This is a genomic window from Domibacillus sp. DTU_2020_1001157_1_SI_ALB_TIR_016 (assembly GCF_032341995.1).
In the GTDB taxonomy this organism is placed as follows: domain Bacteria; phylum Bacillota; class Bacilli; order Bacillales; family Domibacillaceae; genus Domibacillus; species Domibacillus indicus_A.
In genome coordinates this window covers 1,328,522-1,352,240 of record NZ_CP135439.1, presented here as the reverse complement: position 1 = coordinate 1,352,240, position 23,719 = coordinate 1,328,522, and the positions used below count along the sequence as shown (strand labels likewise).

Annotated in this window: 29 protein-coding genes; 2 read left to right on the top strand and 27 right to left on the bottom strand. The window is 45.7% G+C overall.

The features are described from left to right. Positions 1 to 113 precede the first annotated feature (113 nt). Positions 114 to 353 carry a DUF2627 domain-containing protein gene (locus tag RRU94_RS14745; protein WP_315695243.1) on the top strand — a complete coding sequence of 80 codons (240 nt, stop codon included), beginning with the start codon at positions 114 to 116 and terminating at the stop codon, positions 351 to 353. A gap of 364 nt (positions 354 to 717) precedes the next feature. Here RRU94_RS14745 and RRU94_RS14740 read toward each other — a convergent pair whose 3' ends face one another. Together RRU94_RS14740 and RRU94_RS14735 are read right to left on the bottom strand one after the other, a co-directional pair. Then, complete coding sequence (locus RRU94_RS14740; protein ID WP_315695241.1) at positions 718 to 1,026, bottom strand: replication initiation and membrane attachment family protein; 309 nt, start codon at positions 1,024 to 1,026, stop codon at positions 718 to 720. 484 nt (positions 1,027 to 1,510) lie between these two features. Next, positions 1,511 to 2,029: a DUF6241 domain-containing protein gene (locus RRU94_RS14735; protein ID WP_315695239.1), complete on the bottom strand. Its 519-nt coding sequence runs from the start codon at positions 2,027 to 2,029 to the stop codon at positions 1,511 to 1,513. Positions 2,030 to 2,330: 301 nt separating this feature from the next. Between RRU94_RS14735 and RRU94_RS14730 the strand changes: the two genes are divergently transcribed. Then, a complete protein-coding gene (locus tag RRU94_RS14730) occupies positions 2,331 to 2,924 on the top strand; it encodes a restriction endonuclease (RefSeq protein ID WP_315695237.1) in 594 nt (197 codons plus the stop codon). A gap of 111 nt (positions 2,925 to 3,035) precedes the next feature. Here the strand turns inward: RRU94_RS14730 and RRU94_RS14725 are convergent, their stop codons facing one another. The 25 genes from RRU94_RS14725 to efp form a co-directional block, all read right to left on the bottom strand. Further along, positions 3,036 to 3,260 (bottom strand): hypothetical protein, encoded by a 225-nt coding sequence (locus RRU94_RS14725; RefSeq protein ID WP_251270990.1) that lies wholly within the window; start codon positions 3,258 to 3,260, stop codon positions 3,036 to 3,038. Between the two features lie 311 nt (positions 3,261 to 3,571). Then, positions 3,572 to 4,348, bottom strand: coding sequence for a sporulation transcription factor Spo0A (spo0A, locus tag RRU94_RS14720; protein ID WP_315695234.1), 777 nt, complete (start codon positions 4,346 to 4,348; stop codon positions 3,572 to 3,574). A 186-nt stretch (positions 4,349 to 4,534) separates the two neighbouring features. Continuing rightward, complete coding sequence (spoIVB, locus tag RRU94_RS14715; RefSeq protein ID WP_315695232.1) at positions 4,535 to 5,617, bottom strand: SpoIVB peptidase; 1,083 nt, start codon at positions 5,615 to 5,617, stop codon at positions 4,535 to 4,537. 89 nt (positions 5,618 to 5,706) lie between these two features. Beyond that, positions 5,707 to 7,398 carry a DNA repair protein RecN gene (gene recN / locus RRU94_RS14710; RefSeq protein ID WP_315695230.1) on the bottom strand — a complete coding sequence of 564 codons (1,692 nt, stop codon included), beginning with the start codon at positions 7,396 to 7,398 and terminating at the stop codon, positions 5,707 to 5,709. Between the two features lie 17 nt (positions 7,399 to 7,415). Then, positions 7,416 to 7,865, bottom strand: a complete 450-nt coding sequence (ahrC, locus tag RRU94_RS14705; protein WP_251270998.1) for a transcriptional regulator AhrC/ArgR — start codon at positions 7,863 to 7,865, stop codon at positions 7,416 to 7,418. Between the two features lie 133 nt (positions 7,866 to 7,998). Then, positions 7,999 to 8,826 (bottom strand): TlyA family RNA methyltransferase, encoded by an 828-nt coding sequence (locus RRU94_RS14700; RefSeq protein ID WP_315695228.1) that lies wholly within the window; start codon positions 8,824 to 8,826, stop codon positions 7,999 to 8,001. A 2-nt stretch (positions 8,827 to 8,828) separates the two neighbouring features. Then, the gene (dxs, locus tag RRU94_RS14695; RefSeq protein ID WP_315695226.1) at positions 8,829 to 10,724 is read right to left on the bottom strand and encodes a 1-deoxy-D-xylulose-5-phosphate synthase; all 1,896 of its coding nucleotides are present in this window, start codon (positions 10,722 to 10,724) and stop codon (positions 8,829 to 8,831) included. A gap of 92 nt (positions 10,725 to 10,816) precedes the next feature. Next, complete coding sequence (locus RRU94_RS14690) at positions 10,817 to 11,698, bottom strand: polyprenyl synthetase family protein (RefSeq protein ID WP_315695224.1); 882 nt, start codon at positions 11,696 to 11,698, stop codon at positions 10,817 to 10,819. Next, positions 11,695 to 11,925 (bottom strand): exodeoxyribonuclease VII small subunit, encoded by a 231-nt coding sequence (gene xseB / locus RRU94_RS14685; protein WP_242233525.1) that lies wholly within the window; start codon positions 11,923 to 11,925, stop codon positions 11,695 to 11,697. The genes RRU94_RS14690 and xseB overlap by 4 nt, the downstream gene beginning before the upstream one ends. Beyond that, a complete protein-coding gene (xseA, locus tag RRU94_RS14680) occupies positions 11,915 to 13,270 on the bottom strand; it encodes an exodeoxyribonuclease VII large subunit (protein ID WP_251271002.1) in 1,356 nt (451 codons plus the stop codon). Before xseA ends, xseB begins: the two co-directional genes overlap by 11 nt. An 87-nt stretch (positions 13,271 to 13,357) precedes the next feature. After that, complete coding sequence (gene folD / locus RRU94_RS14675) at positions 13,358 to 14,209, bottom strand: bifunctional methylenetetrahydrofolate dehydrogenase/methenyltetrahydrofolate cyclohydrolase FolD (RefSeq protein ID WP_315695219.1); 852 nt, start codon at positions 14,207 to 14,209, stop codon at positions 13,358 to 13,360. A 14-nt stretch (positions 14,210 to 14,223) separates the two neighbouring features. After that, positions 14,224 to 14,616 (bottom strand): transcription antitermination factor NusB, encoded by a 393-nt coding sequence (gene nusB / locus RRU94_RS14670; RefSeq protein ID WP_242233522.1) that lies wholly within the window; start codon positions 14,614 to 14,616, stop codon positions 14,224 to 14,226. Positions 14,617 to 14,718: 102 nt separating this feature from the next. Then, complete coding sequence (locus RRU94_RS14665; RefSeq protein ID WP_242233521.1) at positions 14,719 to 15,138, bottom strand: Asp23/Gls24 family envelope stress response protein; 420 nt, start codon at positions 15,136 to 15,138, stop codon at positions 14,719 to 14,721. A gap of 16 nt (positions 15,139 to 15,154) precedes the next feature. After that, the gene (accC, locus tag RRU94_RS14660) at positions 15,155 to 16,513 is read right to left on the bottom strand and encodes an acetyl-CoA carboxylase biotin carboxylase subunit (protein WP_315695216.1); all 1,359 of its coding nucleotides are present in this window, start codon (positions 16,511 to 16,513) and stop codon (positions 15,155 to 15,157) included. 13 nt (positions 16,514 to 16,526) lie between these two features. Then, on the bottom strand, positions 16,527 to 17,009 hold the full coding sequence (gene accB, locus RRU94_RS14655; RefSeq protein WP_315695214.1) for an acetyl-CoA carboxylase biotin carboxyl carrier protein: 483 nt from the start codon (positions 17,007 to 17,009) through the stop codon (positions 16,527 to 16,529). A gap of 149 nt (positions 17,010 to 17,158) precedes the next feature. Continuing rightward, positions 17,159 to 17,677: a SpoIIIAH-like family protein gene (locus RRU94_RS14650; RefSeq protein WP_315695212.1), complete on the bottom strand. Its 519-nt coding sequence runs from the start codon at positions 17,675 to 17,677 to the stop codon at positions 17,159 to 17,161. Further along, a complete protein-coding gene (locus RRU94_RS14645) occupies positions 17,677 to 18,225 on the bottom strand; it encodes a stage III sporulation protein AG (protein WP_315695210.1) in 549 nt (182 codons plus the stop codon). Before RRU94_RS14645 ends, RRU94_RS14650 begins: the two co-directional genes overlap by 1 nt. Next, positions 18,218 to 18,718 carry a stage III sporulation protein AF gene (locus tag RRU94_RS14640; protein WP_315695208.1) on the bottom strand — a complete coding sequence of 167 codons (501 nt, stop codon included), beginning with the start codon at positions 18,716 to 18,718 and terminating at the stop codon, positions 18,218 to 18,220. The genes RRU94_RS14645 and RRU94_RS14640 overlap by 8 nt, the downstream gene beginning before the upstream one ends. A gap of 4 nt (positions 18,719 to 18,722) precedes the next feature. Beyond that, the gene (gene spoIIIAE / locus RRU94_RS14635; RefSeq protein WP_251271009.1) at positions 18,723 to 19,808 is read right to left on the bottom strand and encodes a stage III sporulation protein AE; all 1,086 of its coding nucleotides are present in this window, start codon (positions 19,806 to 19,808) and stop codon (positions 18,723 to 18,725) included. A gap of 3 nt (positions 19,809 to 19,811) precedes the next feature. Next, on the bottom strand, positions 19,812 to 20,120 hold the full coding sequence (locus tag RRU94_RS14630; RefSeq protein WP_251271010.1) for a SpoIIIAC/SpoIIIAD family protein: 309 nt from the start codon (positions 20,118 to 20,120) through the stop codon (positions 19,812 to 19,814). 99 nt (positions 20,121 to 20,219) lie between these two features. Further along, the gene (gene spoIIIAC / locus RRU94_RS14625) at positions 20,220 to 20,423 is read right to left on the bottom strand and encodes a stage III sporulation protein AC (protein ID WP_242233513.1); all 204 of its coding nucleotides are present in this window, start codon (positions 20,421 to 20,423) and stop codon (positions 20,220 to 20,222) included. Positions 20,424 to 20,436: 13 nt separating this feature from the next. Further along, positions 20,437 to 20,949, bottom strand: coding sequence for a hypothetical protein (locus tag RRU94_RS14620; RefSeq protein ID WP_309087539.1), 513 nt, complete (start codon positions 20,947 to 20,949; stop codon positions 20,437 to 20,439). Further along, the gene (gene spoIIIAA / locus RRU94_RS14615; RefSeq protein WP_315695201.1) at positions 20,946 to 21,839 is read right to left on the bottom strand and encodes a stage III sporulation protein AA; all 894 of its coding nucleotides are present in this window, start codon (positions 21,837 to 21,839) and stop codon (positions 20,946 to 20,948) included. The genes RRU94_RS14620 and spoIIIAA overlap by 4 nt, the downstream gene beginning before the upstream one ends. A 92-nt stretch (positions 21,840 to 21,931) precedes the next feature. Continuing rightward, the gene (locus RRU94_RS14610) at positions 21,932 to 23,038 is read right to left on the bottom strand and encodes an acyl-CoA dehydrogenase family protein (RefSeq protein WP_315695975.1); all 1,107 of its coding nucleotides are present in this window, start codon (positions 23,036 to 23,038) and stop codon (positions 21,932 to 21,934) included. 108 nt (positions 23,039 to 23,146) lie between these two features. After that, positions 23,147 to 23,704 carry an elongation factor P gene (gene efp, locus RRU94_RS14605; RefSeq protein WP_242233510.1) on the bottom strand — a complete coding sequence of 186 codons (558 nt, stop codon included), beginning with the start codon at positions 23,702 to 23,704 and terminating at the stop codon, positions 23,147 to 23,149. Positions 23,705 to 23,719 lie beyond the last annotated feature (15 nt).

Sequence of the window (23,719 nt, the reverse complement as noted above, 5' to 3'; positions counted from 1 at the left end):
TGTCATGTAATAAACCAAATTTTATTTGTTTTTTCACTCTTTATCCTGTTCTTGACAAATAAAGCGTTTGCGCTATGATGTGAAAAAGAAGAATCTTGAAAGAAGGGGTTCACATGATCCGGATTATTGCCCTGCTTATTTTAGTCATCCCCGGCTTTTTAGCCGGCGTCGGAATTAAATGGATGCGGGATATGCTTTTTGGCATTTTGCAGTCCCCTTTTCCTGCATTATGGATGCAATTTATGGCCGGTTTCCTTCTTTTTATTGGCGGTCTTGGCTTTGTTGCCGGATTTATTTTTAGACGGGACCGCAAATACAACAAGGTGCAGGCAAAATTCCAAGAGAAAAAATAAAAGCAGTCCTTTCCCGAGGACTGCATTTTGTCTGTTCACATTCTTTCTTCGCATTATCTGAGCCATTCTATAATCAAAGAAAACTGCACTCATAAAGAATACAGTTTGAGACTGTCGACAAAGCGGGCAGTCTTTTTTATGAAAGTTTTCACCGCTGAAAACGGGCAGAAGATTTTTCGAGAAACATTGCTTCTCAAAAAGAGCCGATAGGGGAAGCCGCGCATCCGCCGCCTTATCGACTCTCCTCCCAACCACTCGAACGTCTTACATGAAAAAGAAACGAAGGAGATCTTTTGACAAAAGATTTTATTTGTCTACAATCTGAAACTGCACTCATAAAGAGTGCAGTTTCAATGGGAGACATTTACTTCTGTTGTTGAAAACAACCCTCCTGCTTCGCTAATTCGAACGCTTCTTCTGCTGTTTGAACACGGAGCCTGTTCCAGCGGGCGGCTATTTTATAAACGTCCCTATAATTTATGTGTTTGCTCATTTTACATTTTGCACAGTATAATAGAACGTTTTTTACTTCTTCAGGCAAGCGGTACAACCGCAGCTTTCCAATCGCCCTCAGGTCCGTTCCTAATAATTTTCCGTCAGACAGCTCTTGAACTAATTGAGCTGTGCTGACTTCTCTGACATATGTGATGATTTTGCGTTCGTCTTCTGTCATTCGGCTGCATAACCCCTTTTAAAAGATACTGGAGGGTCTAACGGTCAGCGTCAGTTTTATTGGCAGAATTTCATTTCAGCCAAACAAGCCGGAGCTGTTCCGTAATATTGCAGCCTTTGATACGAGCGAATGGAGAAAAAATAAGTGAAGCTTCATGCCTCCCCAAAAGCATTTGACTGGCTTTGGTCGTTTTGATCCATCAAAGCGGCTTGTACTGCATACCGGCTTGCTTGACGTTATCTGACCGAAAGCTCCATGTATTACTATTTCCGTCATGCGCTCATGTTAAACCTTTCTATAAAAGAGAGGCTTCTTCCGCTTATGCTTTGCCTCCTTTAACGTTTCTCCTGTTGGCAGTACAATCTTTTTTATACAAGTATTTACATTTTGAATTTTACACATTATGAACTATGTGTAAACCAAGTTCCCCTATAGCGAAAAAAGCGCCTCTTTAAACAAAATGGACGCTTTTTTGCAGACATTCCTATAGGTAACCGAGCTCTCTTGCAACAGTCTCGTTAAAGTTTTGATGAACAAATTGCCTTTCCTGAACAGGGCTCATGATTCCGTAGGCTTTGCCTTCTGTTCCATCTTGAAGTGTCCATAAATAATTATGATCTTCGTCAATTTCTGTAAAATTGCCCGCCTGCCATTTTTGAAGTATGTCAAGAAGAGGCTTCTTTTCTTTATAATCCTCTTTTTCTACAATTGAAATAACTTCATTGATAGTAGAAGGTGTCATGGGCACGGCTCCCCATTTTTCATCAGCTGCTACTTTTTGATGCGTCATTTTATGCATAACAGAAACGACTTTTTCTTTATCGTCACTCTTTTTTAAATGGGTTGTATTTTGAACACCGCCAATTTTCTCATCGTTCCCGCCATTCAGCTTTTCTTGTTGAGTTGCTTTTGTATTATTCATTTCTATTAATACATAAGTCCCCAGCCCGGCAATGAGAAGAGTGATACAAACAACGATGGTCCATCCAATGACCTTCTTCATTTTCCCAGCTCCAATCTATAAAACAACTTTACCATAAAACTGGAGGGTATTCACGAGGGATTGGAAGAAATTTCTTAAAGAGTTAATTTATCTTTTTTAATCATTCTGCCGATCTTTCTTTTCCCGCTTTAACCAAACAAGCAAAGTTCGTTTCTTTTATTGCTTTTTTGCCATAAAAAAGATCATGATTAAAAAATGCTTCGGTCCACACTCTTGAATGAGTGTTTTTATTTTATCTTTTTGGATAGTTCTCGCTTTCGTCGTCAAAAATAAAAAAAACAGGTTTAAAGGAGCTGGGACGATGTCAGGAAGGGGCCATAAAGGACTTGGGATTAGCAGCGATAAAATACTGATCTACATGCTGTATGCTGTCGTTTTAATTGTTATCCTGCAGCATATCGAAGTGTTCATTGGCTATACAATACTCGTCGCCCTGTTAGCGATCCCGTATTTTTTGCTGCGCTGGTATACAAAAGATAAGAAAAAACAACAATTCCTTCAATCAGGATTAAACGAACTTGACAATATGGATAGTGTTCAATTTAAAGAATATGTGGGTGCCTTGTTTGAAAGCAAAGGGTACGCCATTGAGTATACGCCGAAATCAGGTGATTATGGGGCTGATTTTATTTTACGCAAGGGAAACGACAGTATCGCTGTGCAGGCAAAACGGCACAATGGCTCAGCCGGTGTCAAAGCCGTGCAAGAAGCGAGCTGCGGCAAAGCGTACTATAAAACAAATGAAGTTTGGGCTGTCACCAATCATGCATTTACTAAAAGTGCGTATCATTGTGCAGAGAAACTGAACGTAAAACTAATCGACCGCAATGATTTGATTGGGCTGCTCTCAGAAAACAGTGTTATGGCCAAACCGCAGGAAACCCGGCCAACGTAATAAATAGCAAACGCCGGGATTTTCAATATATTGTGCGGTAGAGCGGATAATAAGTAAAAAAGAAAAAAGCACCTTTTTGCGGCGCTCATTTGGCATTACTTATTTACCATATCAGCTCTTTAAAAGTGGTTCTATCGCCGGGTGCGCCTCTAATTGCTGCTGTCTTTGTTCCGGCTGGCTGCCTTTATATACCCAGCCGCTCTCTTCTTTTTCCCATGTTTCAAGGTAAAGTTCATATGGCTCATACAGCTTGTTGCTTTCTTTTCTAAAGCCCGCTTTTGCTGTTATTTTATCATGCGAGTCGTTTAATTTAGACCAATATACTCTTTTCAGCATGATTTTTTCGCCTTCTTTCGGTCCTGATATTTTACCTCGCTTTTGTGAACCTTGCTTTACCCTAAATTTATGTTTTAAATTTGAACTCATACCCATCAGCTTTAAAACCCGTGTAATTTTTTGCTTATTCAGCTCTTTGACTCGCGGTTTGTCAGCCTGAAAATCGGTTGGGCGGCACAAAAAAAGCGCCCTCTTTTTATGGAAGAGGTACGCTTTTATAACTGGAAAGCCGGCGTCGCCCTTATCAGCCTGCATCGGAAGCCCATCTATAATCATTGTATCTTAACGTGTAAAGCTATATTATTTCCGCTTCAAGAAGCCATGTATTCAATGCGGAGCTTATCTGCTACCATGGCGATGAATTCTGAATTTGTCGGTTTGGCCTTGGATACAGATACTGTATACCCGAACAATGCCGCAATGGATTCCATATTGCCGCGGCTCCAAGCTACTTCGATCGCATGCCGGATCGCCCGTTCCACCCGGCTTGGTGTTGTGTTGTATTTCCGGGCAATTTCTGGATAAAGTACTTTTGTGATTGAGCCAAGCAGTTCAATGTCGTTAAATACCATTGTAATTGCTTCGCGCAAATACAAATAGCCTTTTATATGCGCGGGTACACCGATTTCATGAATCACTGCCGTAATGCTGGCGTCAATATTTTTCTTTTGCTTTTTCGGCTCTTCTTTTCGTTCTACATGGCGCATCGGCTGTTCTGCACCGGCCACCTGGCGGATTTGACTGATTAAACTTTCCATGTCAAATGGCTTCAGCATAAAGTAGGAAGCCCCCAGATCAACCGCTTTTTTCGTTACATCTTCCTGGCCGAATGCAGTCAGCATAATCACATGAGGCTGCTTCTGGCCGCTTGCCCGGAGACGCTCAAGTACAGCCAGTCCGTCCATATGCGGCATAATAATATCTAAAATTAACACATCTGCTTCTGTTTCCGGCAGCATGCCGAGACACTCCTGCCCATTAAATGCCGTTCCTGCAACTGTCATATCTTCCTGGCTTGTTATCACTTCTTCAAGCAGCTGTACAAGCTGCCGGTTATCGTCCGCAATTGCTACCTTTATTTTACTCAAATCATTTCCTCCTCACTTCTCGATCCTTAAGGCGCTGCTCAATCCATAAGGTTATTCTAAAGGTTTTTTCGACAAAGCGAAATGGATTCCTTTAAAAAATTCAAAATATTTATTTTACACCGTTTTCTGTCATTTTTCGACTTTCTTTCCAGAAAAAATTCGCCAAAAAAAGAGCGCAGCTGCGCTCTACAACACTCCGGCATCTTTAAGCATCCAGTCAATGTGGACACCGTATCCGGAAAGTGGATCGTTCACAAAAACATGCGTAACAGCTCCAACCACCCGGCCATTTTGTAAGATAGGGCTGCCGCTCATTCCTTGAACGATACCGCCTGTTTTTTCAATTAAACGGGGATCGGTCATTTTAATAATCATACCTTTAATGGCAGGCTTTGACTGCTCAACCGTGCGAACAATGGAAATATCGAATGTTTCAATTTTATTGTCCTTTGTCACCGTCCAAATTTGCGCCGGTCCTTCTTTTACTTCATCCGGGTGCGCCGCCGGATACAACTTTGTTCTGCTCAATTCGCGATCCAGCCGTCCAAACAAGCCGAATGGTGTATTAGATGTGACCGTTCCCCATCTCTCTTCTGTAGGAATCTCAGCCGCTTTCTCTCCCGGAATCCCTTCCGTTGCACGCTTGATTCCAGTTACATGGGCAGGGTAAAGCGTACCTTTAACAGGTGCAAACGGCTTTCCTGACTGCACGTCGCTGATGACGTGGCCAAGTGCGCCAAATTTTTTCGATTTTGGTTCATAAAACGTCAATGTCCCAATTCCTGCAGTTTTATTTTTAATGTATAAGCCCAGCTTTGAACTTTTTGTTTCTGTATCCTTGATCGGTTTTACTGAAAGACTCAGCGTTTTCTTGCCGCGTAACACTGTGAGCTTTACGGAGGTTTTTTCATCAGCCGCTTTTTGTACATACGGCCGAATGGCTTGAGGTTCTGTTACTTTGTGGCCATTTATACTTGTAATGACATCACCTGGCAGGAGACCTGCTTCTTCACCTGGAGAAATACGGTTTGTATCTGTTTGGATAAAATGAAAGCCGACTACATAAAGCCCTTTTGTTTCAAGCTGTACACCAACCGACTGTCCGCCGGGTACAACAAAAACACGTTCACGCTTTTCCTCTGCTTTTAAAAAGCCAGCCGATTGCAGCAGCTCTGTCTCTGTCTGCTCTGCCTTCGTGACGGCTCCATCTGCCGTCCAAAACGTAAACAGTAGTAAAAATGAAAAAAGACCCCGACTTACTACCGCCATCCCACTCCCTCCTTTTCATCCTGCGTTGTTACTTTGTCCGGAGGTGCGTGTTCTTATAACGGTAATTAGGGGGCTAGATGGATGGCTTTTCAAACAGCCGATTGCTTTAATTTTGCAGATAGAGCCAGCAGCTCTTTCGCATGTTTTTTCGTTAAGTCGGTCATTTCTACACCGGAAATCATACGGCCGATTTCTGCCGCTTTTTCTTCTTCATCCAGAGGTGTTACAGACGTGCTTGTCCGTTCCCCTTCCAGATTCTTTTGAATGTATAAGTGTGTATCAGCCATCGCTGCTACTTGCGGTAAATGCGAAATGCACATCACCTGCGAATGAATGGCAATTTTATAAATTTTTTCGCCAATGGCCTGGGCAACCCGCCCGCTTACACCTGTATCGACCTCATCAAAAATGATGGAGGTAATGCCCTGGTGTCTTGAAAAAATCGTTTTCATCGCCAGCATCACCCGGGACATTTCCCCGCCGGAAGCAATTTTCACAAGCGGCTTTAACGGTTCTCCCGGATTGGTGGTCATGTAAAATTCAACCTGATCCATTCCGTCTCTTTTAAATTGCCCGGATTCATTCACTACATGTACCTTAAAAACGGTTTTTTCCATATAAAGTTCTTTTAGTTCTCTGTGAATCGCTTCTTCAAGCTTCACGGCTGCTTCGCGGCGAAGAGAGGAGAGCTTTTCTCCTTCCTTCTGTACAAGAACTTCCACTTCGGCCAATTCTTTTTGAAGGCGGTTTACATGCGTATCACGGTGAGTCAGCTGATCAATTTCTTTGGCAATGGATTCTCCGTATTGTAAAATTTCATCAATAGTGGATCCGTATTTGCGCTTGAGCTGACTGATTTCATTTAAGCGGCTTTGAATTTCATTTAGCCGCTCTGGATTAAACTCCAGTGTATCAAGCAGTGAACTCACATCCCGCACGGTATCTTCAAGTACATAAAAGCTGTTTGCCGCAGATTCGTGAAGAGCTTTGTATTCTTCATGAATATCGGCAGCGGATTCAAGCCCATTCACTCCCACTCCGAGCCAATCCAGTGCTCTGCCTTCGCCGGATAAGGCATTATATGCTTCAGACAGCGCGCCGTATAATTTTTCAAAGTTCGCCAGCTGCTGGCGTTCGGCTTCCAGTTTTTCTTCTTCGCCAGGCACCAGCGCCGATTTTTCAATTTCATTGAGCTGAAATTGAATCAAATCGAGCCGGTGTGCCAGATGCTGGTCGTTTTCACTTAAACGGCGAATCTCAGCTTGTAAATGCGCGTAGCGCTCATATACTTCTCCATACTGTGCACGTGCGCCCAAAACAGCCGAACCGCCAAAATCGTCCAGCAGCCGAATGTGGCTTCCTGCATTCATTAATTCTTGATGCTCGTGTTGTCCATGAATATCCATCAGACGGGCGCCTATTTCCCGAAGAATAGACAGCGTCACCATTTTTCCATTGACCCGGCAGACGCTTTTACCCGCCGCAGAAATTTCTCGCCGTAAAATAATGGTCTCTTCATCCACATCGATGCCGAACTCCCGGCAGACTTGGGCACATGGATGCTCACTATGAATTGTGAACATCCCTTCGATTTCCGCCTTTTTTTCTCCATGACGAACAAATTCGCCTGAACCTCTTCCGCCTGTTAAAAGCTGAAGGGCATCAATTATAATCGATTTCCCTGCTCCTGTTTCACCAGTTAATACCGTGAGTCCCCGTTCAAATGAGAGCGCCAGGGAATCAATGATGGCAAAATGGCGAATGGATAATTCCTGAAGCACAATCGGTCACATCCTTATTAAAGCATTTCTAAAAAGCGAGCCGAGACAACCTCTGTATGCTCTGGCGCACGGCAAATAAGCAGGCATGTATCATCACCGCATATCGTTCCCATAATTTCTTCCCAGTCCAGATTATCAATAAGCGCTCCGACAGCCTGCGCATTGCCTGGCAGGGTTTTCATAACAACAAAATGACCAGCTGAGTCAATGCTGACAAAGCTGTCTACAAGCGTTCGTTTTAGTTTTTGCAGCGGATTAAAACGCTGGTCCGCAGGCAGACTGTACTTATAACGCCCATCCATTAAAGGCACCTTGACAAGGTGAAGCTCTTTAATATCGCGCGATACCGTTGCCTGTGTTACATTATATCCTGATTCACGCAGCAAATCGACAAGCTCGTCCTGCGTTTCGATTTCATTATTGGCAATCATTTCTCTAATTTTTATATGTCGTTGTCCTTTATTCATATCGTTCACCTCGTAATGTATAATTATACTTCTTTATACATTATCATACTGTATCTCATTTAAAATGTATAGAAAAAGCGGCACGTTTCCATTTACACTTACGGAATCGGCCGCTTTTTTGAAGCTGAATCTGTTAGCTTTTTTGGTTAAATTCCTCATGTGCAGCTTTAACGGCTTGTTCAGGTGTAATAGGCAGCTTGATATTTCCGCTTTTTTCTTCACCCGTCCAGCGTATATGCAGCAGAAATTCGATATTTCCGTCGCCGCCTGTAATCGGTGAATGGGATAGGTTGATGATGTCGTACCCCAGTGAGGAAGCCAGCTGTACGATTTTTTCAATAACCGCCTGGTGCACTTTGCGATCACGCACAATCCCTTTTTTGCCTACTTCTTCACGCCCCGCTTCAAACTGGGGCTTTACAAGGGCCATCACGTCAGCACCCGGCACAAGCAATGTTTTCAAAACAGGTAAAATGAGGGACAGCGAGATGAATGATACATCAATAACGGCAAAATCCGGCATGCCCCTCTCCAAGTCCGCCGGTGTTACATAGCGGAAATTTGTTCGTTCCATGACGACTACACGCTCATCCTGCCGAAGCTTCCACGCTAATTGATTGTACCCTACATCGAGTGCATAAGACATTTTTGCGCCGTTTTGAAGCGCGCAGTCGGTAAAGCCGCCCGTTGAAGCACCAATATCAATTAACGTTTTGTCTTGAACGGTCAAATCAAACACCTGCAGTGCTTTTTCAAGTTTTAAACCGCCCCGGCTTACATAAGGCATCGTTTTTCCTTTTATTTCAAGCGGAGCATCAACAGGAATTTTTTCCCCAGGTTTGTCGATTCGCTCTTCATTAGAATAAACAATTCCTGCCATAACAGCACGCTTTGCTTTTTCTCGTGTTTCAATTAATCCTTTTTCTACAAGCAATACATCAATACGTTCTTTTTTTGCCATGTTTATGCACGTTCCTCTTGCTTTTCCCGAACAAAAGCAGCTACCCGGCGAACCGCTTCTTCTTTCGTTAAATTGATTTCTTCAAGCAGCTTACCCACACTGCCGTGTTCTATAAATTGATCCGGGATTCCCATTCGGTCAATGACCGCACCGTGATGGCCTGCCTCGTGTGCATACTCAAGCACAGCACTGCCAAACCCGCCTTCAAGCACTGCTTCTTCAATCGTTAAAACCGGCATCTTTTGCGCGAAAAGAACATTCAGCATGTTATGATCAAGCGGCTTAATAAAGCGTGCATTCACTACTTTTACGCTGATTCCGCGGGCTTCAAGCTCCTCTGCCGCTTCAAGCGCCATCGGAATGGTTGTCCCAAACGTTAAAATAGCTGCATCGCTGCCTTCCCTGATCACTTCCCACGATCCGATTGGAATAACCCCAAGCTCTGGATCGATTTCCACGCCAAGCCCGTTGCCGCGCGGGAAGCGCATCGCAATGGGCCCGCCGTCGTACTGAATGGCCGTATTTACCATATGGCGTCCTTCATTTTCATCTTTCGGCATCATCAGCACCATATTCGGCATATGACGGAGGAATGCAATATCAAACACTCCCTGATGTGTTTCCCCATCGGCTCCAACGAGACCGGCGCGGTCAATGCCAATAAATACATTTAAATTTGGCCGGCATATATCATGAACGACCTGATCGTAGGCGCGCTGTAAAAATGTTGAATAAATGGCGAGAAACGGCTTCATGCCCTGTGTGGCAAGGCCGGCTGCTACGGTTGCCGCGTGCTGTTCGGCAATCCCAACATCAAACATCCGATCCGGAAATTCGCCTGCGAAACCAAGCAGTTTTGACCCGACCGGCATAGCTGGTGTAATCGCCACAATACGCTCGTCCGTACGAGCAAGCTCCCGGACTGTCTCGCTGACAACTGCGCTCCAGGCAGGCGGTTCACCGCTTGCTTTAATCATATCGCCGGTGTCCATTTTATAAGGGCCGGTGCCATGCCAGGAACCAACCGTATCCGTTTCGGCCGGCTTGTATCCCTTTCCTTTTTTCGTGATTACATGCACCAGGACTGGCCCTTCTGTCCGCTTCGCCTGCTCCAGGCTTTTAATCAAATCATCAAAATTGTGGCCGTCAATGGGACCGAGATAAGTAAATCCAAATTCCTCAAAAAACATGCCAGGAACAAACATATATTTCAAGCTGTCTTTCATGCGCTCCGCTGTTGAAGCTACTTTCCCGCCTACAGCTGGAATTCGCTTGAGCAGCACTTCCAATTCATCTTTAAGCTTATTGTATTTGCCGCCAGTTCTCATTCGGCCAAGCATATTATGCATCGCTCCAACATTCGGAGCGATGGACATTTCGTTATCATTTAAAATAACAATCATATTGGTTTTTTCGTGGCCAATATGGTTCAGCGCTTCGAGTGCCATCCCGCCTGTTAGAGCGCCGTCTCCAATAATAGGTACGATATGATCGCCTGACTTTTTTAAATCACGGGCAATTGCCATACCCATTGCCGCAGACAGCGATGTTGAACTGTGGCCTGTTTCCCATACGTCATGCTCGCTTTCAATCGTTTTCGGGAATCCGCATAGCCCCTTGTATTGCCGCAGTGTATCAAATTTGTCGGCACGGCCGGTTAAGATTTTATGAACATAGGACTGATGTCCAACATCAAATAAAAATTTGTCTTTCGGGCTTGTAAAACAGTGATGAAGGGCAATCGTTAATTCAACAACTCCAAGGTTCGGGCCGATGTGTCCGCCTGTAACCGACAATTTTTCAATAAGAAATTTACGGATTTCTGAACTCAGCTGCTCCATTTCATGCACATTCATTTTTTTCACAAAAGATGGGTCTTTAATGGATAATAGATCCAAGTGGATCAGCTCACTTTCCTGACTGTTTCAGTTTTGGTTAAAATGTACCGCTATTATAGCACACGCTCAGAGTGCTAACAATTTTCGGCATTTTACGACGTGCGTTTGGCAATCAAATCCGCAAAGGCTTCGAGAAGAGGTGCTGGTCTTTTTAATGAAGCAAGGGCAGATTGCGCTCCCTGCAGCTCTTCCTCTAATTTCTTTTTGGCTCCTGCCATTGTCAGCAGGGACGGATACGTACTTTTTTCATTCGACTCGTCACTGCCGACGGGCTTGCCAATCTCTTCTTCAGTGCCTTCAATATCCAAAATATCGTCCCGGATTTGAAAAGCAAGGCCGATATGACGGGCGTAGGTCTCCAGCAGCGCTTTTTCCATTTCGTCCGCCCCGCCGATCAATGCGCCGGCCATTACACTAAAAGCAAGCAGACGGCCCGTTTTATGATGGTGAATATATTCAAGCTCTCCGAGAGACAGCTTTTTTTGTTCCCCTTCCATGTCCGCCACTTGCCCGCCGACCATTCCGGCCGGTCCTGCTGCAAATGACAGCATTCGAATCAGCTCAACCGCCTGCTCCGACGAATACGCCTCGGAACGCGCAATCACTTCAAATGCGTATGTTAGGAGGGCATCTCCCGCTAAAATAGCGGTTGCTTCACCAAAGACTTTATGATTGGTCGGCTTTCCACGCCGCAGATCATCATCATCCATTGCCGGCAGATCATCATGAATCAGCGAATACGTGTGAATCATCTCTAGCGCACAGGCTGCATCAAGACCGGCGTCCGCTTTTTTACCGTACGTTTCAAGCGCCGCAAACAGGAGCATGGGACGGATTCGTTTGCCTCCCGCTTTGAGTGAATAGATCATTGCTTCTTTAAGCGAACCCGGTGCCTGCAGCGCGTCTATCCGTTCCATCATATGCGCTTCAAATAACGGCAGCTTTTCTTCGATGTATGTTTTAATATTCGTCATGCGTCTTCCCCATCCAGCAAAAATGGCTGGTCGCCGTCATTGGTTACAAGCTTAGCCAGTTCTGTTTCCGCTTTTTTCAGCTTGCTGTGGCATAAAGCGGACAATTCCATTCCGCGTTTATACTCTTCGAGCGCTTCTTCAAGCGGGACATCCCCTTCTTCAAGGCGGGCTGTTATTTTTTCTAGTTGTTCCATTGCTTCTTCAAAACTGATGTCTTCACGTTTCATCTTTGTTCCTCCCAATTGAATCAACCTGTGCGTAAATGGTGCCATCTGCCATCTGCACATGGATGCGGTCTCCTTGTTGTACGTCTTGAACCGTTTTGATTAATTCTTTCTCTTCACTGTATACGAGGCTGTACCCTCTTTCCATCACTTTCAGCGGGCTAAGCGCTTCTAGCATGGCAATATGACGCCCAAATGTCGATTTTTTTTCGTTTACAATCGACTGAGTCAGCCGGTATAAGCTTTTTTTTAATTTCTCAAGCTGCTCTGTCTCATATGCAATGCGCGGGCCGGGTCCTGTTCTCGACAGGCGGAACGATGCATGCTGCACTGTTGTTTTCTTGCGGTCAATTAAAGCGTTGGTGCTGCGGATAAGCTGCTCATGCAGCCGGTCTGCCCGCTCAAACTGCTGCCTGTAAAGCGCTTCTGGATTGCGCATCACGTATGAGTTCATTACGGCTTGATGACGATTCCGTGAAGAGCGGACCATTTCAGAAGCTGCCCGCATCAGACGGCTTTCTTTTGCTTTGATCCGTTCCGATACTTCCTCCACATGGGGAACCGCCATTTCCGCAGCGGCTGTCGGTGTTGGGGCGCGCAGATCTGCTGCAAAATCGGCAATAGTAAAGTCGGTTTCATGGCCAACAGCAGAAATAACCGGAACCTTTGAAGAACGAATCGCCCGCGCAACGGCTTCTTCATTAAATGCCCAAAGCTCTTCGATAGAGCCGCCGCCGCGCCCGGCAATTACCACGTCCGCCCGGCCATCCTGGTTCACTTTCTGAAGCTGTCTGACGATCGACTCAGGTGCACGCTCTCCTTGAACAAGCGCAGGATAAATGAGCACTTCCGCTGATGGATAACGCCGGTTAATGGTCGTTAAAATATCCCGAATCGCTGCGCCGGTTGGAGACGTCACAACGGCGATAACAGATGGGTACGCCGGAACCCGGCGCTTTGCCTCCGGACGAAAAAGCCCTTCCTGCTCAAGCTTTTTTTTCAACTGCTCAAAAGCCGCAAACAAATTCCCAGCGCCTTCCTGCTGCATCGTTTTTACATACAGCTGGTACTGCCCACTTGATTCATAAACGGTGGCATCCCCTGTTAAAATAACTTCCATTCCGTTTTCCGGCCGGAACGCCAAATGCCGGGCAGATGCGGCAAACATAACCGCCATGATACGCGCACTATCGTCCTTTAATGTAAAGTATAAATGCCCGCTGGAGTGGTGCTTTACGTTTGAAAGCTCGCCTTTTACAGACACATTTTTTAAATGCGGATCCGCATCAAATTTTCGCTTTATGTATTTGGTTAATGCTTTAACAGTTAAATGCCGTCCTGGTTCCATTTCCGATCACCTTTTTCTGTCCATTAAAAAACTGTCTTTCCGATTATAACATGATCGAAAAGACAGTTTCATTCATCTGCTATGAATTTATTTCGCTGCGAATGCTTTCGCTGATTTGACTGTATTGTAAAGAAGCATTGTAATTGTCATCGGGCCCACGCCGCCTGGCACTGGAGTAATCGCACCCGCTACCTCTTTCGCGCTGTTAAAATCTACATCGCCGCACAGCTTGCCTTCTTCATTGCGGTTAATGCCGACATCAATTACAACAGCGCCTGGTTTTAAGTGGTCTGCTGTCACATAATTCGGAATGCCGACAGCCGCGATTACAACATCAGCCTGACGGGTGATCGCCGCTAAATCTTTCGTGCGGGAATGGCAGATTGTGACGGTTGCGTTGTTCATTAAGGAAAGAAGAGCAGCTGGTTTGCCGACAATGTTGCTGCGTCCAATGACCACTACATGCTTGCCTTCAAGCGAAATATGTTCTTTCTCGAGCATCTTCATAATTCCGTATGGTGTACATGAATAAAACGAGTCTTTACCGATGACCATTTTACCAACGTTTACAGGATGAAAGCCGTCCACGTCTTTTTCAGGTGAAATGGCGTCAATGACCTTGTCCTCAGAAATATGTTTAGGAAGCGGCAGCTGCACAAGAATGCCATGGATATTTTTGTCACGGTTTAATTCATCCACTTTTTCTAAAAGTGCTTCTTCCGTGAAATCCGCTGGAAAACGGTGTACTTCCGAGTAAATGCCAATTTCTTTGCTGCTTTTTTCCTTGCTGTTTACATACGTATGGGATGCCGGATCATCTCCGACGATCACAACAGCGAGTCCTGGTGTTGTACCTGCTGCTTTCATTGCATCGATTTCTTCTTTTAATTCTGCACGAATGTCTTTTGCAATTGCTTTTCCGTCAATAATAGCTGCCATTGAAAATCCCTCACTTAGTCCATTGATTGATTAATTTTTGATAAAACGCCATTAATAAATTTACCGGCTCGTTCATCACTAAAATATTTCGCCAACTCAATTGCCTCGTTCACGGCTACTTTTGCTGGAACATCGTCTGAATATTGCATTTCATATACAGCGAGACGTAAAATATTCCGGTCCACTTTTGCCAAGCGGTCAAACGACCACTTTTCCAGATTATTTTTAATAATTGTATCGATTTCCTCACGGTGCTGTTCCACTCCCGTGACGATTTCACGCAAGTAACTGCTGTCGCTGTCGCTGTCCTCTAATACGTTTGCAACTGCTTCTGCTGACTCCGCTCCACTTAAATCCATTTGATAAAGAGCCTGGATGCCCTTTTCCCGTGCCGTACGTCTGTTCATTCGATTGCTCCTTTTTGTTTAATGCCTTTTTGATCATAGCATAAAACAGCGCCGTGGAAAACATACGAAAAACGCTCCGGCAATGCCAGAGCGCTTTTTCACTTATACTTCATCCTGATATTCAGGTTCCGGCTGTTTCGTTTCAAATTGTATCCCAACAATATGAATGTTAATCTCGTCAGCTTCGAGTGCCGTCATGTTGAGAAGTGTCTGGCGGATTCCTTCCTGCATCAATTTGGCAACACGCGGAATCGATACACCAAATTTCACAACACAATAAACATCTACTTTAATGCCGTCTTCCGTTAAATCAACCCGGACACCTTTGCCGTGGTTTTTCTTTCCAAGCCGTTCCACTACACCCGATGCAAAGCTTCCGCGCATTTTTTCAACGCCATCCACTTCTGATGCAGCGATACCGGCAATCACTTCTATTACTTCAGGAGCAATTTCAATACGGCCATGGCCGCCCTCTCCATTGCTCATTTCAAGTACTTGATTTACAGATTGCTGTTCCGACATTTTAAGCACCTCCGGATTAGGATTGAGTTTGCATTACATCATGGATTTCAAGAAATTTCGTATTGAAATCTCCGCCTACAAACACTTCATGCTCAAGCAGCTTCTGATGAAACGGAATAGTTGTATGAACACCTTCAATCACAAATTCTGAAAGCGCCCGCTTCATCCGTGCAATCGCTTCTTCCCGGGTTTTCCCGTGAACAATTAATTTCGCAACCATTGAATCATAATAAGGCGGAATCATATAGCCTGGATACACTGCAGAATCGATCCGTACCCCGAATCCGCCCGGCGGAAGGTATCCTTCTACTCTTCCTGCAGACGGCATAAAATTCTTTTCCGGGTTTTCTGCATTGATCCGGCATTCAATCGCCCAGCCGTCAAATGTGACGTCTTCTTGTGTCAGTGATAATGTTTCACCGGAAGCGACCCGGATTTGCTCCTTGATCAAATCAACGCCGGTGACCATTTCTGTGACAGGATGCTCTACTTGAATACGGGTATTCATTTCCATGAAATAAAATGTGCCCGCATGCGCATCATAAATAAATTCTACCGTGCCTGCCCCTGTATAATCAACTGCTTGGGCTGCTTTAACGGCTGCTTCACCCATTTGGGCTCTTGTTTCTTCGTTCAAAGCCGGAGACGGCGTTTCTTCAAGCAGCTTTTGCATACGGCGCTGAATCGTACAGTCACGCTCACCCAAATGAATCACGTTTCCATGCGTATCAGCCAGCACCTGAATTTCAACATGACGGAAATCCTCGATGAATTTCTCTAAATACACACCTGGATTACCGAAAGCAGTCGCTGCTTCCTGCTGCGTCATATTAATGCCTTTTTCCAGTTCCGCTTCATCACGGGCTACGCGGATCCCTTTTCCGCCTCCGCCGGCTGTCGCCTTGATAATCACCGGATATCCGATTTTGGCGGCAACCGTCAGTCCTTCCTCAATATCTTTAATGATCCCATCTGAACCAGGAACAATCGGCACTCCTGCTTCTTCCATTGTATCGCGCGCTACGTCTTTTGTTCCCATTTGCGTAATCGCTTCTGGCGACGGACCGATAAAGGTAATATTCAACTCGCGGCATAATTCCGCAAAGCTCGCGTTTTCCGCTAAAAAGCCGTAACCGGGATGGATGGCATCTGATTCTGTCAGCTTCGCTACGCTGACAATATTGGTAAAGTTCAAGTAGCTGTCTTTTGAAGCAGTTGGGCCGATGCAGTACGCTTCATCAGCCAGTTGTACATGCAGCGCTTCGCGGTCTGCTTCTGAATAAACCGCCACTGTGTCAATCCCAAGCTCCCTGCAGGCGCGGATAATTCGAACCGCGATTTCTCCGCGATTGGCAATCAATACTTTTTTAATCATCGCAAATGCTCCTTTATTCCGGTTTCACCAAGAAAAGCGGCTGGCCATATTCAACAAGCTGGCCATCTTTTACAAGGATTTCAACAACTTCTCCGCTTACTTCTGCTTCGATTTCATTAAACAGCTTCATAGCTTCCACAATGCAGACAACGGAGTCCGGCTGAACCTTTGACCCTGCTTTTACATATGCTTCTTTATCCGGCGATGGCGATTGATAAAACGTTCCAACCATTGGTGAAGTAATTTTATGTAGGCTGGAATCATCCACTGCTGATTTTGGCGCTTCTGGTGCCGGTGTTTCCTGCATAACAGGCGCGGCTGGCGCTTCCGGTGTAACAGATACTTGTTGAACATGTGAGACCGGTGCTGCAGCATATGTAGTCGTTCCTGTTGATTTTTTCATTTTCAGCTTACTTCCTGCTGATTCAAATACAAATTCATCAATTCCTGATTGATCAACCAGTTTGATTAATTCTCTAATTTCTTGTACTTTCATGTACAGAGCACCCCTTTTAGGAAAAAAATAAACGAGCCGTTTTCACATAACAAAAAAGCTCCTTTTCTCATTTTATCTTTTTTTCGTCAATTAGCAAATATAGAATCCAAATGAAAGGAACCCGCTTTACGAAAAGCGGGAAGCTTTTTTTATTTTAAGGGTTCAAATTCTACTGAAACAGGCATTTTGTCGCCCATTTCCTCTTTGGCAAGCCGAATCAGCTCATTGGCGGCTTCGGTGGAATGGCTGTCCGCTTTGACGGTAATCCGAACTTCTCCATCCATTGTTCGTACGAGTGCGTCTTCATACCCTTTTGATTTAATTACCGTCTCAAGCATCCGCTCGCTTGCAGCCTGCTCATCGAGCTCCTGTATCGTTGTATAAGCTTCATCTTTTGCTTCCGCTGACAGGTCCGCAGAAGCTACTTTAGCGGTTAATTCTTCTTTTAAGCGGCTGCGCTCTTCTTCCGCTTCAAGCCGGATCATTTCAAATACTTCATCCGTTGGCGTTTCTTCGACGGCTACATCTACTTCTTTTTCCGGTTCTGACACTTTTTCCTCAAGGGTAGAGGCTGGCAGCAGCTTCTCCGGACCGGTCATATAATACACACCAAGCACAGCCGTTAAACTAACCATTGTAAACAGCCAAACCGTTTGTTTTTTCGGCATTAGTTTTTCCCTCCTGATTTTCCGGGCATGACGGCTACGCGGTGCACCGGAACACCAAGCACCCGTGTGACCGCCTCTACCACCCTTTTTTTGACTTGAGCCCGTTCTGTCCCTCCGGCAACAATGAGTACTCCTTGAATATCCGGCCTGCGCGTTTCAATCATGACCGGACTTTCTACATCGCCATCCCGCACAAGAGCGATTTGTTCATCCCTCGTGCTTTCACTTTCTCCATCGGAAGAAACAATGTTTTTTTCGTATACCTTTCGTTCAGAAGAAGCCAGGTTCACGACTACTGAAACATCCGAGACACCTTCAATTTTATTTAATACGTCTGTTAATTCTGTTTCGTAGCTTTTTTTCCAATCCGCTTCTGTATTCACAGCAGCAGGCTTGCTTTCTTCTTTCTCAGGCGGTTGTTCCGGTCCGGTTAAATCACTAAGCGCCATCAGTGCGATGCCGGCGCCCAGCATGATTGCTGCCCACTTCAGCGGCTTGTCCGCTTTTCCATTTTTCCACCATGTTAAAAGCGATTGCCGGTCAGCCACCTCCTGTTTCCTCCTTTTCCATCACCATATTCAGCTGATGAGCCCCAATATTCCATTTTTCCGTTAAACGGCGCTCAATTTCTTGTTCCGGGCACTGCCCTTTCATCTCTATGTCCACCTGTTTTACTTGCTCTTCTGCCACTTCTGCTTCAACAGTGGTTACTTCACAGGAGGAAAAAGCAGAAACAGTCGCCTGTGCCTCCTGCTGCAGCGCTTGGTTGACATAGGTATCAGAAGCCAGTTCAGAAACACCGGACAACTGCTCGACCTGCTGTTTCGTTTCCTGCTCAAACGAAGAAACGGTTCGTTCATTCGAAAAAGAAAAGGACCAATCAGCAGAAAATAGCGGCTTGACCAGGGCGGCCATGATCACAAGTCCTGCCGCCAGCCTGACATATTTTTTCATCGGTGATTCGGACAAAAACATGTCTACGATAGAAGCGCATAAAAGAAGTGCCAGCACTGATGCAAGCCAGTCAAAAAGCCCCTGCATTTCCTCACCTCATCATGTAAGCGGCATTTCCAGCCGCTACAACAGCGGCCATGAATAGAAAATACATAAAAGACACGAGTGCCAGCGCAGCCAGCATAAATGACATCGTTTTGCCGATAATATCCAGCAGTGACGCAGCCGCTGAGTCGCCAAGCGGCTGCAGCACGGCGGCAGATGCCTTATACAGGATGACGAGCACCATTAGTTTTACGACGGGAAAAAGAGCCGTCAGCGCCAAAAGCCCAATGCCGGCCACACCGGCTGTATTGTGAATCATTAAAGCGGCCCCGGAAGCCGTGTCCGCGGCATCCGCCATCATGCGCCCTACAACCGGCACAAACGTACCGCTTATAAATTTTGCTGTTTTGACGGTTAAACCGTCTGCCGCCGCAGCAGTCACACCCCTTAAAGTTAAAATGGTCAGAAACACCGTCATAAACGCACTGAGAAGCCAGATACTGACCGTTCTAAGGAGTGCAGCAATCCGATCGGCATTGTAGTGGTCGGAAAGCAAACTGACCAGGCTGAAAACAACCGAGAAGATCAAGCACGGCAAAATAATCTGGTCAATTAAAATGCCGGACGCGTTCATCATAAAAAGAAGCAGCGGCGGGAATAAAGCAGCAGAGGCTACAGCGCCGCTTATCGTCAATAAAGCGATCAAGACCGGCATAAAGGCCATCATGAAAACGGTCATTTGCTCTACCGCACCCGAAATAGACTCGACAGCGAGCCGGAATGTGCCCATCGCCAGTATAAAAATCGGTATCAATACGGCGGCTTCTGCTGTCTTCGTTACCGTCTGCGTTTCCAATGCTTGTCCTACTGTTTTAAGCACAGCTGCCAAAATGGACAGCAAAAAAATAATGGCTAAGCTTTGCGCGTGTGTGGTGACTTCGAAAAGCACGTAAGACTTCAATGCCGACATCCAGCTTTCGGGAGAAAACAAAGCAGCTAAATCAATATTTCCGGAATCAAACTCCATTTTTCTTGGCAAAAAAGGGCCGTACAGCTGCTTTAATTCGCTCCACCTTTTTTCAAGCGCCGATAAATCCGCTTGCTCCATTATCGGCTGCCATATAGATCCCATGGATCACCGCCCTGGAAGCATGTTTAACACTGTTTCAATCAAAATGGTCAAAATCGGCAGGATAAGCGCTAAAATAATAATTTTCCCGGCTATCTCCATTTTTGCCGCAAGCGCCTGCTGACCGGCATCTTTCGCAATATTAGCGATAAATTCCGATATAAAGGCTACGCCGACCGCTTTTAAAACGGTCTCAATATAAAGGGTTTCCACGCCTGCATAGGCAGCCATTTTCCGGACGGCCGCAATCAGTTTGGCCATTTCGTCTGCAAATTGAAATAAAAGAATGCTGCACGTAAACAGAACAAACAGCAAAGAAAAACCCGGATTATACTCCTGAAGCAGAATGGCTAAAAAAACAGCGACGAGTATAATAGCGGCAATATGAGTAATGGCAATGATCCACCGCTCCTGTCATTGAAATAAAAATACGGATTTGATTTTTTCAAACAGCTGGCCAACAATAGTAGCCGCCATAAATAAAATGTAAACAAAGCCAAACAGCGTGACCCACTGGGCATATTCTTTTTTTCCAAGCTGGTCTAAAATGGTGTGCAGAAAAGCAGCGACAATGCCAATGCCTGCAATTTTAAACAGTAAATCCACGTCCATATCCATCTATCGACCCACCCTATAGGAGCAAAATGGCTGTCATAAGTCCACACAGCAGGCTGACGGACCGTGTCATGCCGGAAAGCCTTTTTTCTTCGATGGCTGCTTCCTCCCGCTGCTTTTCAAGCTGCTTTAAAACAAGCTGGAGCTTTCTCGCTTCTGCCGTCTGGTTTACAGTCCCCAGCATACAGCCTGCCTGTTCTACAACCTGTAAGTCCCTTTTTTTCAATGCCAGCCCGGTTCCCTGCTTTTTTAAAACAGCGGACCAAAGATCACCGGCACTTTTTTCTGAGACGGCCAGCGCTTCAGCAAATTCTGCAAAAGCCAGATTGGCAGGCTTTTCAATCGTTTGGGAAATAGAGCGCGCAGCCGTTTCCATCGATTCAGCACCATAAGCAATAGAAGACTCAAGCATCATTAGGGCTGTTTCAAACTGGCGAATTTGGCGAACACGCTCCCCGTATGACCTGGACTTGTGCCAGCCGATAAACAAGCTCGCTGCGATAATAAAAAGAGCCCCTGCCCACTTCATCCGGCCGCTTGCCTTTCCTTTTTTAAAATCGTAAAGCCATGCTCCCGGTTTACCTCAATATACGTATCAAACAAGCCGCTTTCTTTAATATGGCGAATAACGGGACGGCGGAGCGCTTCTTCTAAGGAGCGTGCATGAACAGTGGCAATCACCGCAATGCCTGCATGCAGGGCTTCAGAAAGCGCCTGCGCATCCTCTGGCCGTCCAATCTCATCCACAATCAAAACTTCCGGGCTCATCGAACGGATCATCATCATCATGCCTTCCGATTTAGGACATGCATCGAGTACATCTGTTTTCATGCCAACGTCGAGCTGGGGAACCCCATAGAGACAGCCGGCAATTTCAGATCTTTCATCGACGATGCATGTTTTCACCGGCTTTATATTCCGCTTGTCCTCCCCCGTACCCGCAATGCGGGCAATATCCCGCAGAAGCGTTGTTTTACCGGACCTTGGGGGACCAATCAGCAGTGTGCTTTTCCATCCGTCTTCACATAAAGATGCCAGCAACGGAAGAGCTGCTCCTTTTTTTTGCTTGGCGATCCTAATATTGAAGAATGATAAGTTTGTCATCGAAGACACCGTTCCGTCTTTTAAAACAGCTTGTCCCGCCAGACCGATTCGATGTCCTCCTTCGATTGTTAAATAACCGCGCTTTAATTGCTCCTCAAGCCGGTATACAGAATGTTTGGTAATTTTATGAACAAACGCGGCACGGTCCTGCTCGGAAAAACAAGTGGACAGCACGTACGGCTTTGGTCCTGACAGCTCTATACGCTGCCCGGTTCGAAGCCGGATTTCTTCAATCGCCGGGTCGCTTTTCAAAAGAGGACTGACAGCTTGTAACGTCGATTCGGGTAAATAAGGAATAATGGTTTTATAGGGCAATCCGCCGCCTCCTTCCGCTCTTTTCACATTGTATGACTGAAGAAGGCATATTATCCATGAAAAAAACCGCCAAGAGATTGGCGGTTTAATATTTATGAGCGAAATTGCGCCAGTGCACTTTGAGCAAGCGTCCGGTAAGCAATATCGTCCATTGGCGGATTATGAAGGCCTGCACGAACGTTTTGCCAGTACCGATGAAGCGGGTTTTTCGCAGACAAGCTTCTGGCACCGACAATCCGCATGGCTATATCGGTTACTTCAATAGCTGTGTTGGTTACAAACGCTTTTGCGGCGGCCATTTGCGGACCGATCGGATTCTCTGGTTCCCGGTCATACAGCTCTGCCGTTCGGTACAAAAATTGACGGGCAGCCATCAGCTTGGTTTCCATTTCACCAATAGACTGCTCCATAACCGGCAATTCGCCGATCGGGTGATCGAGTGCAGCCGGCGTATAAGAGGCCGCAAACTTGAGCGCATAATCACGGGCGGCACCGGCAATGCCAATGTAACAAGCCGGGATGTGAAGAAGAGACCCTTTTCGGCGAAGCCGCTGGGAATGATCAAGCTTCTCCACAATATAATCAGCTGGAATTCTCACATTCTCGAGAAGTAAATCATGGCTCGCTGTTCCACGCATGGCTACACTGTCCCACGTTTCCCGTATGGAAACTCCTTCGGCAGACATTGGTACAAGAAACACAGCTGCCTCTTTTGTCTCACCAATCGATGCAGAGACAAATACGTAATCCAAGACGGGCGCTGCAGAGGTAAATGTTTTTTCCCCGTTGATTACATATTCCTGGCCGTCACGAACGGCATTTGTTTTAAATCGTGCCCCTCGAAGCGGGCTTCCTGCATTGCGTTCACTTGCTGCCGCATTGACCAGTTTGCCGTTTTGGATTTCTTCTACAAGAAAGTCAGCAATCGCCGGGTTCCAGTGCCGGTACTCTGCATATTCCATCAGGATGCCGGTGTGCCACCCAATTGAAAGACCCGTTGCCCCGCATCCTTTTGCGATCAATTCCTGATGCTGGATAAAATCAACGAGTGACATTCCTCCGTTTTGCGGAAGCATCGCTTTTGTATAGCCGATCTCCTTTAAATCTTTTATATTTTCAAACGGAAAAGAATTCAGCTCGTCTAATGCCGGTTCTCTAGATTGAAAGGCCGGAATCAGCGGCTCGATTTTTTCTTTCATATTCAATACGATCGACCTTCTTTCTCTTTATCTTCTTTCATCGTACGAATAAGCAGGACAGAACGCAAATAAAAAGGGCATACCTGTCAGGTACGCCCTAAAAAATTATTATGCACGCGATACATATGATCCATCTGTTGTATTTACGATCAGTACGTCACCTTCGTTTACGAAGAACGGCACGTTTACAGTAAGTCCTGTTTCTACAGTTGCCGGCTTTGTACCGCCTGATGCTGTATCGCCTTTGATGCCTGGTTCTGTTTCTGTTACTTTTAATTCTACTGTGTTTGGAAGTTCTACACCAAGTGTTTCTGTTCCAAACATCATAATGGATACTTCCATATTCTCTTTCAAGAATTTTAACTCATAGTCAATTTGAGATGCTGGAATTTCGATTTGTTCATATGATTCGTTATCCATGAACACGTGCTGGTCGCCGTTTGCATACAAGTATTGCATACGACGGTTGTCGATTTGTGCTTTTCCTACTTTTTCACCGGCACGGAATGTTTTTTCCTGAATGGCACCCGTACGAAGGTTGCGCAGCTTTGAACGAACAAACGCTGCTCCTTTTCCTGGTTTTACGTGCTGGAAATCTACAACGCGCCAAATGCCGTTGTCTACTTCAATCGTTAAGCCTGTACGAAAATCGTTTACTGAAATCATGTGTGTTCCTCCTGG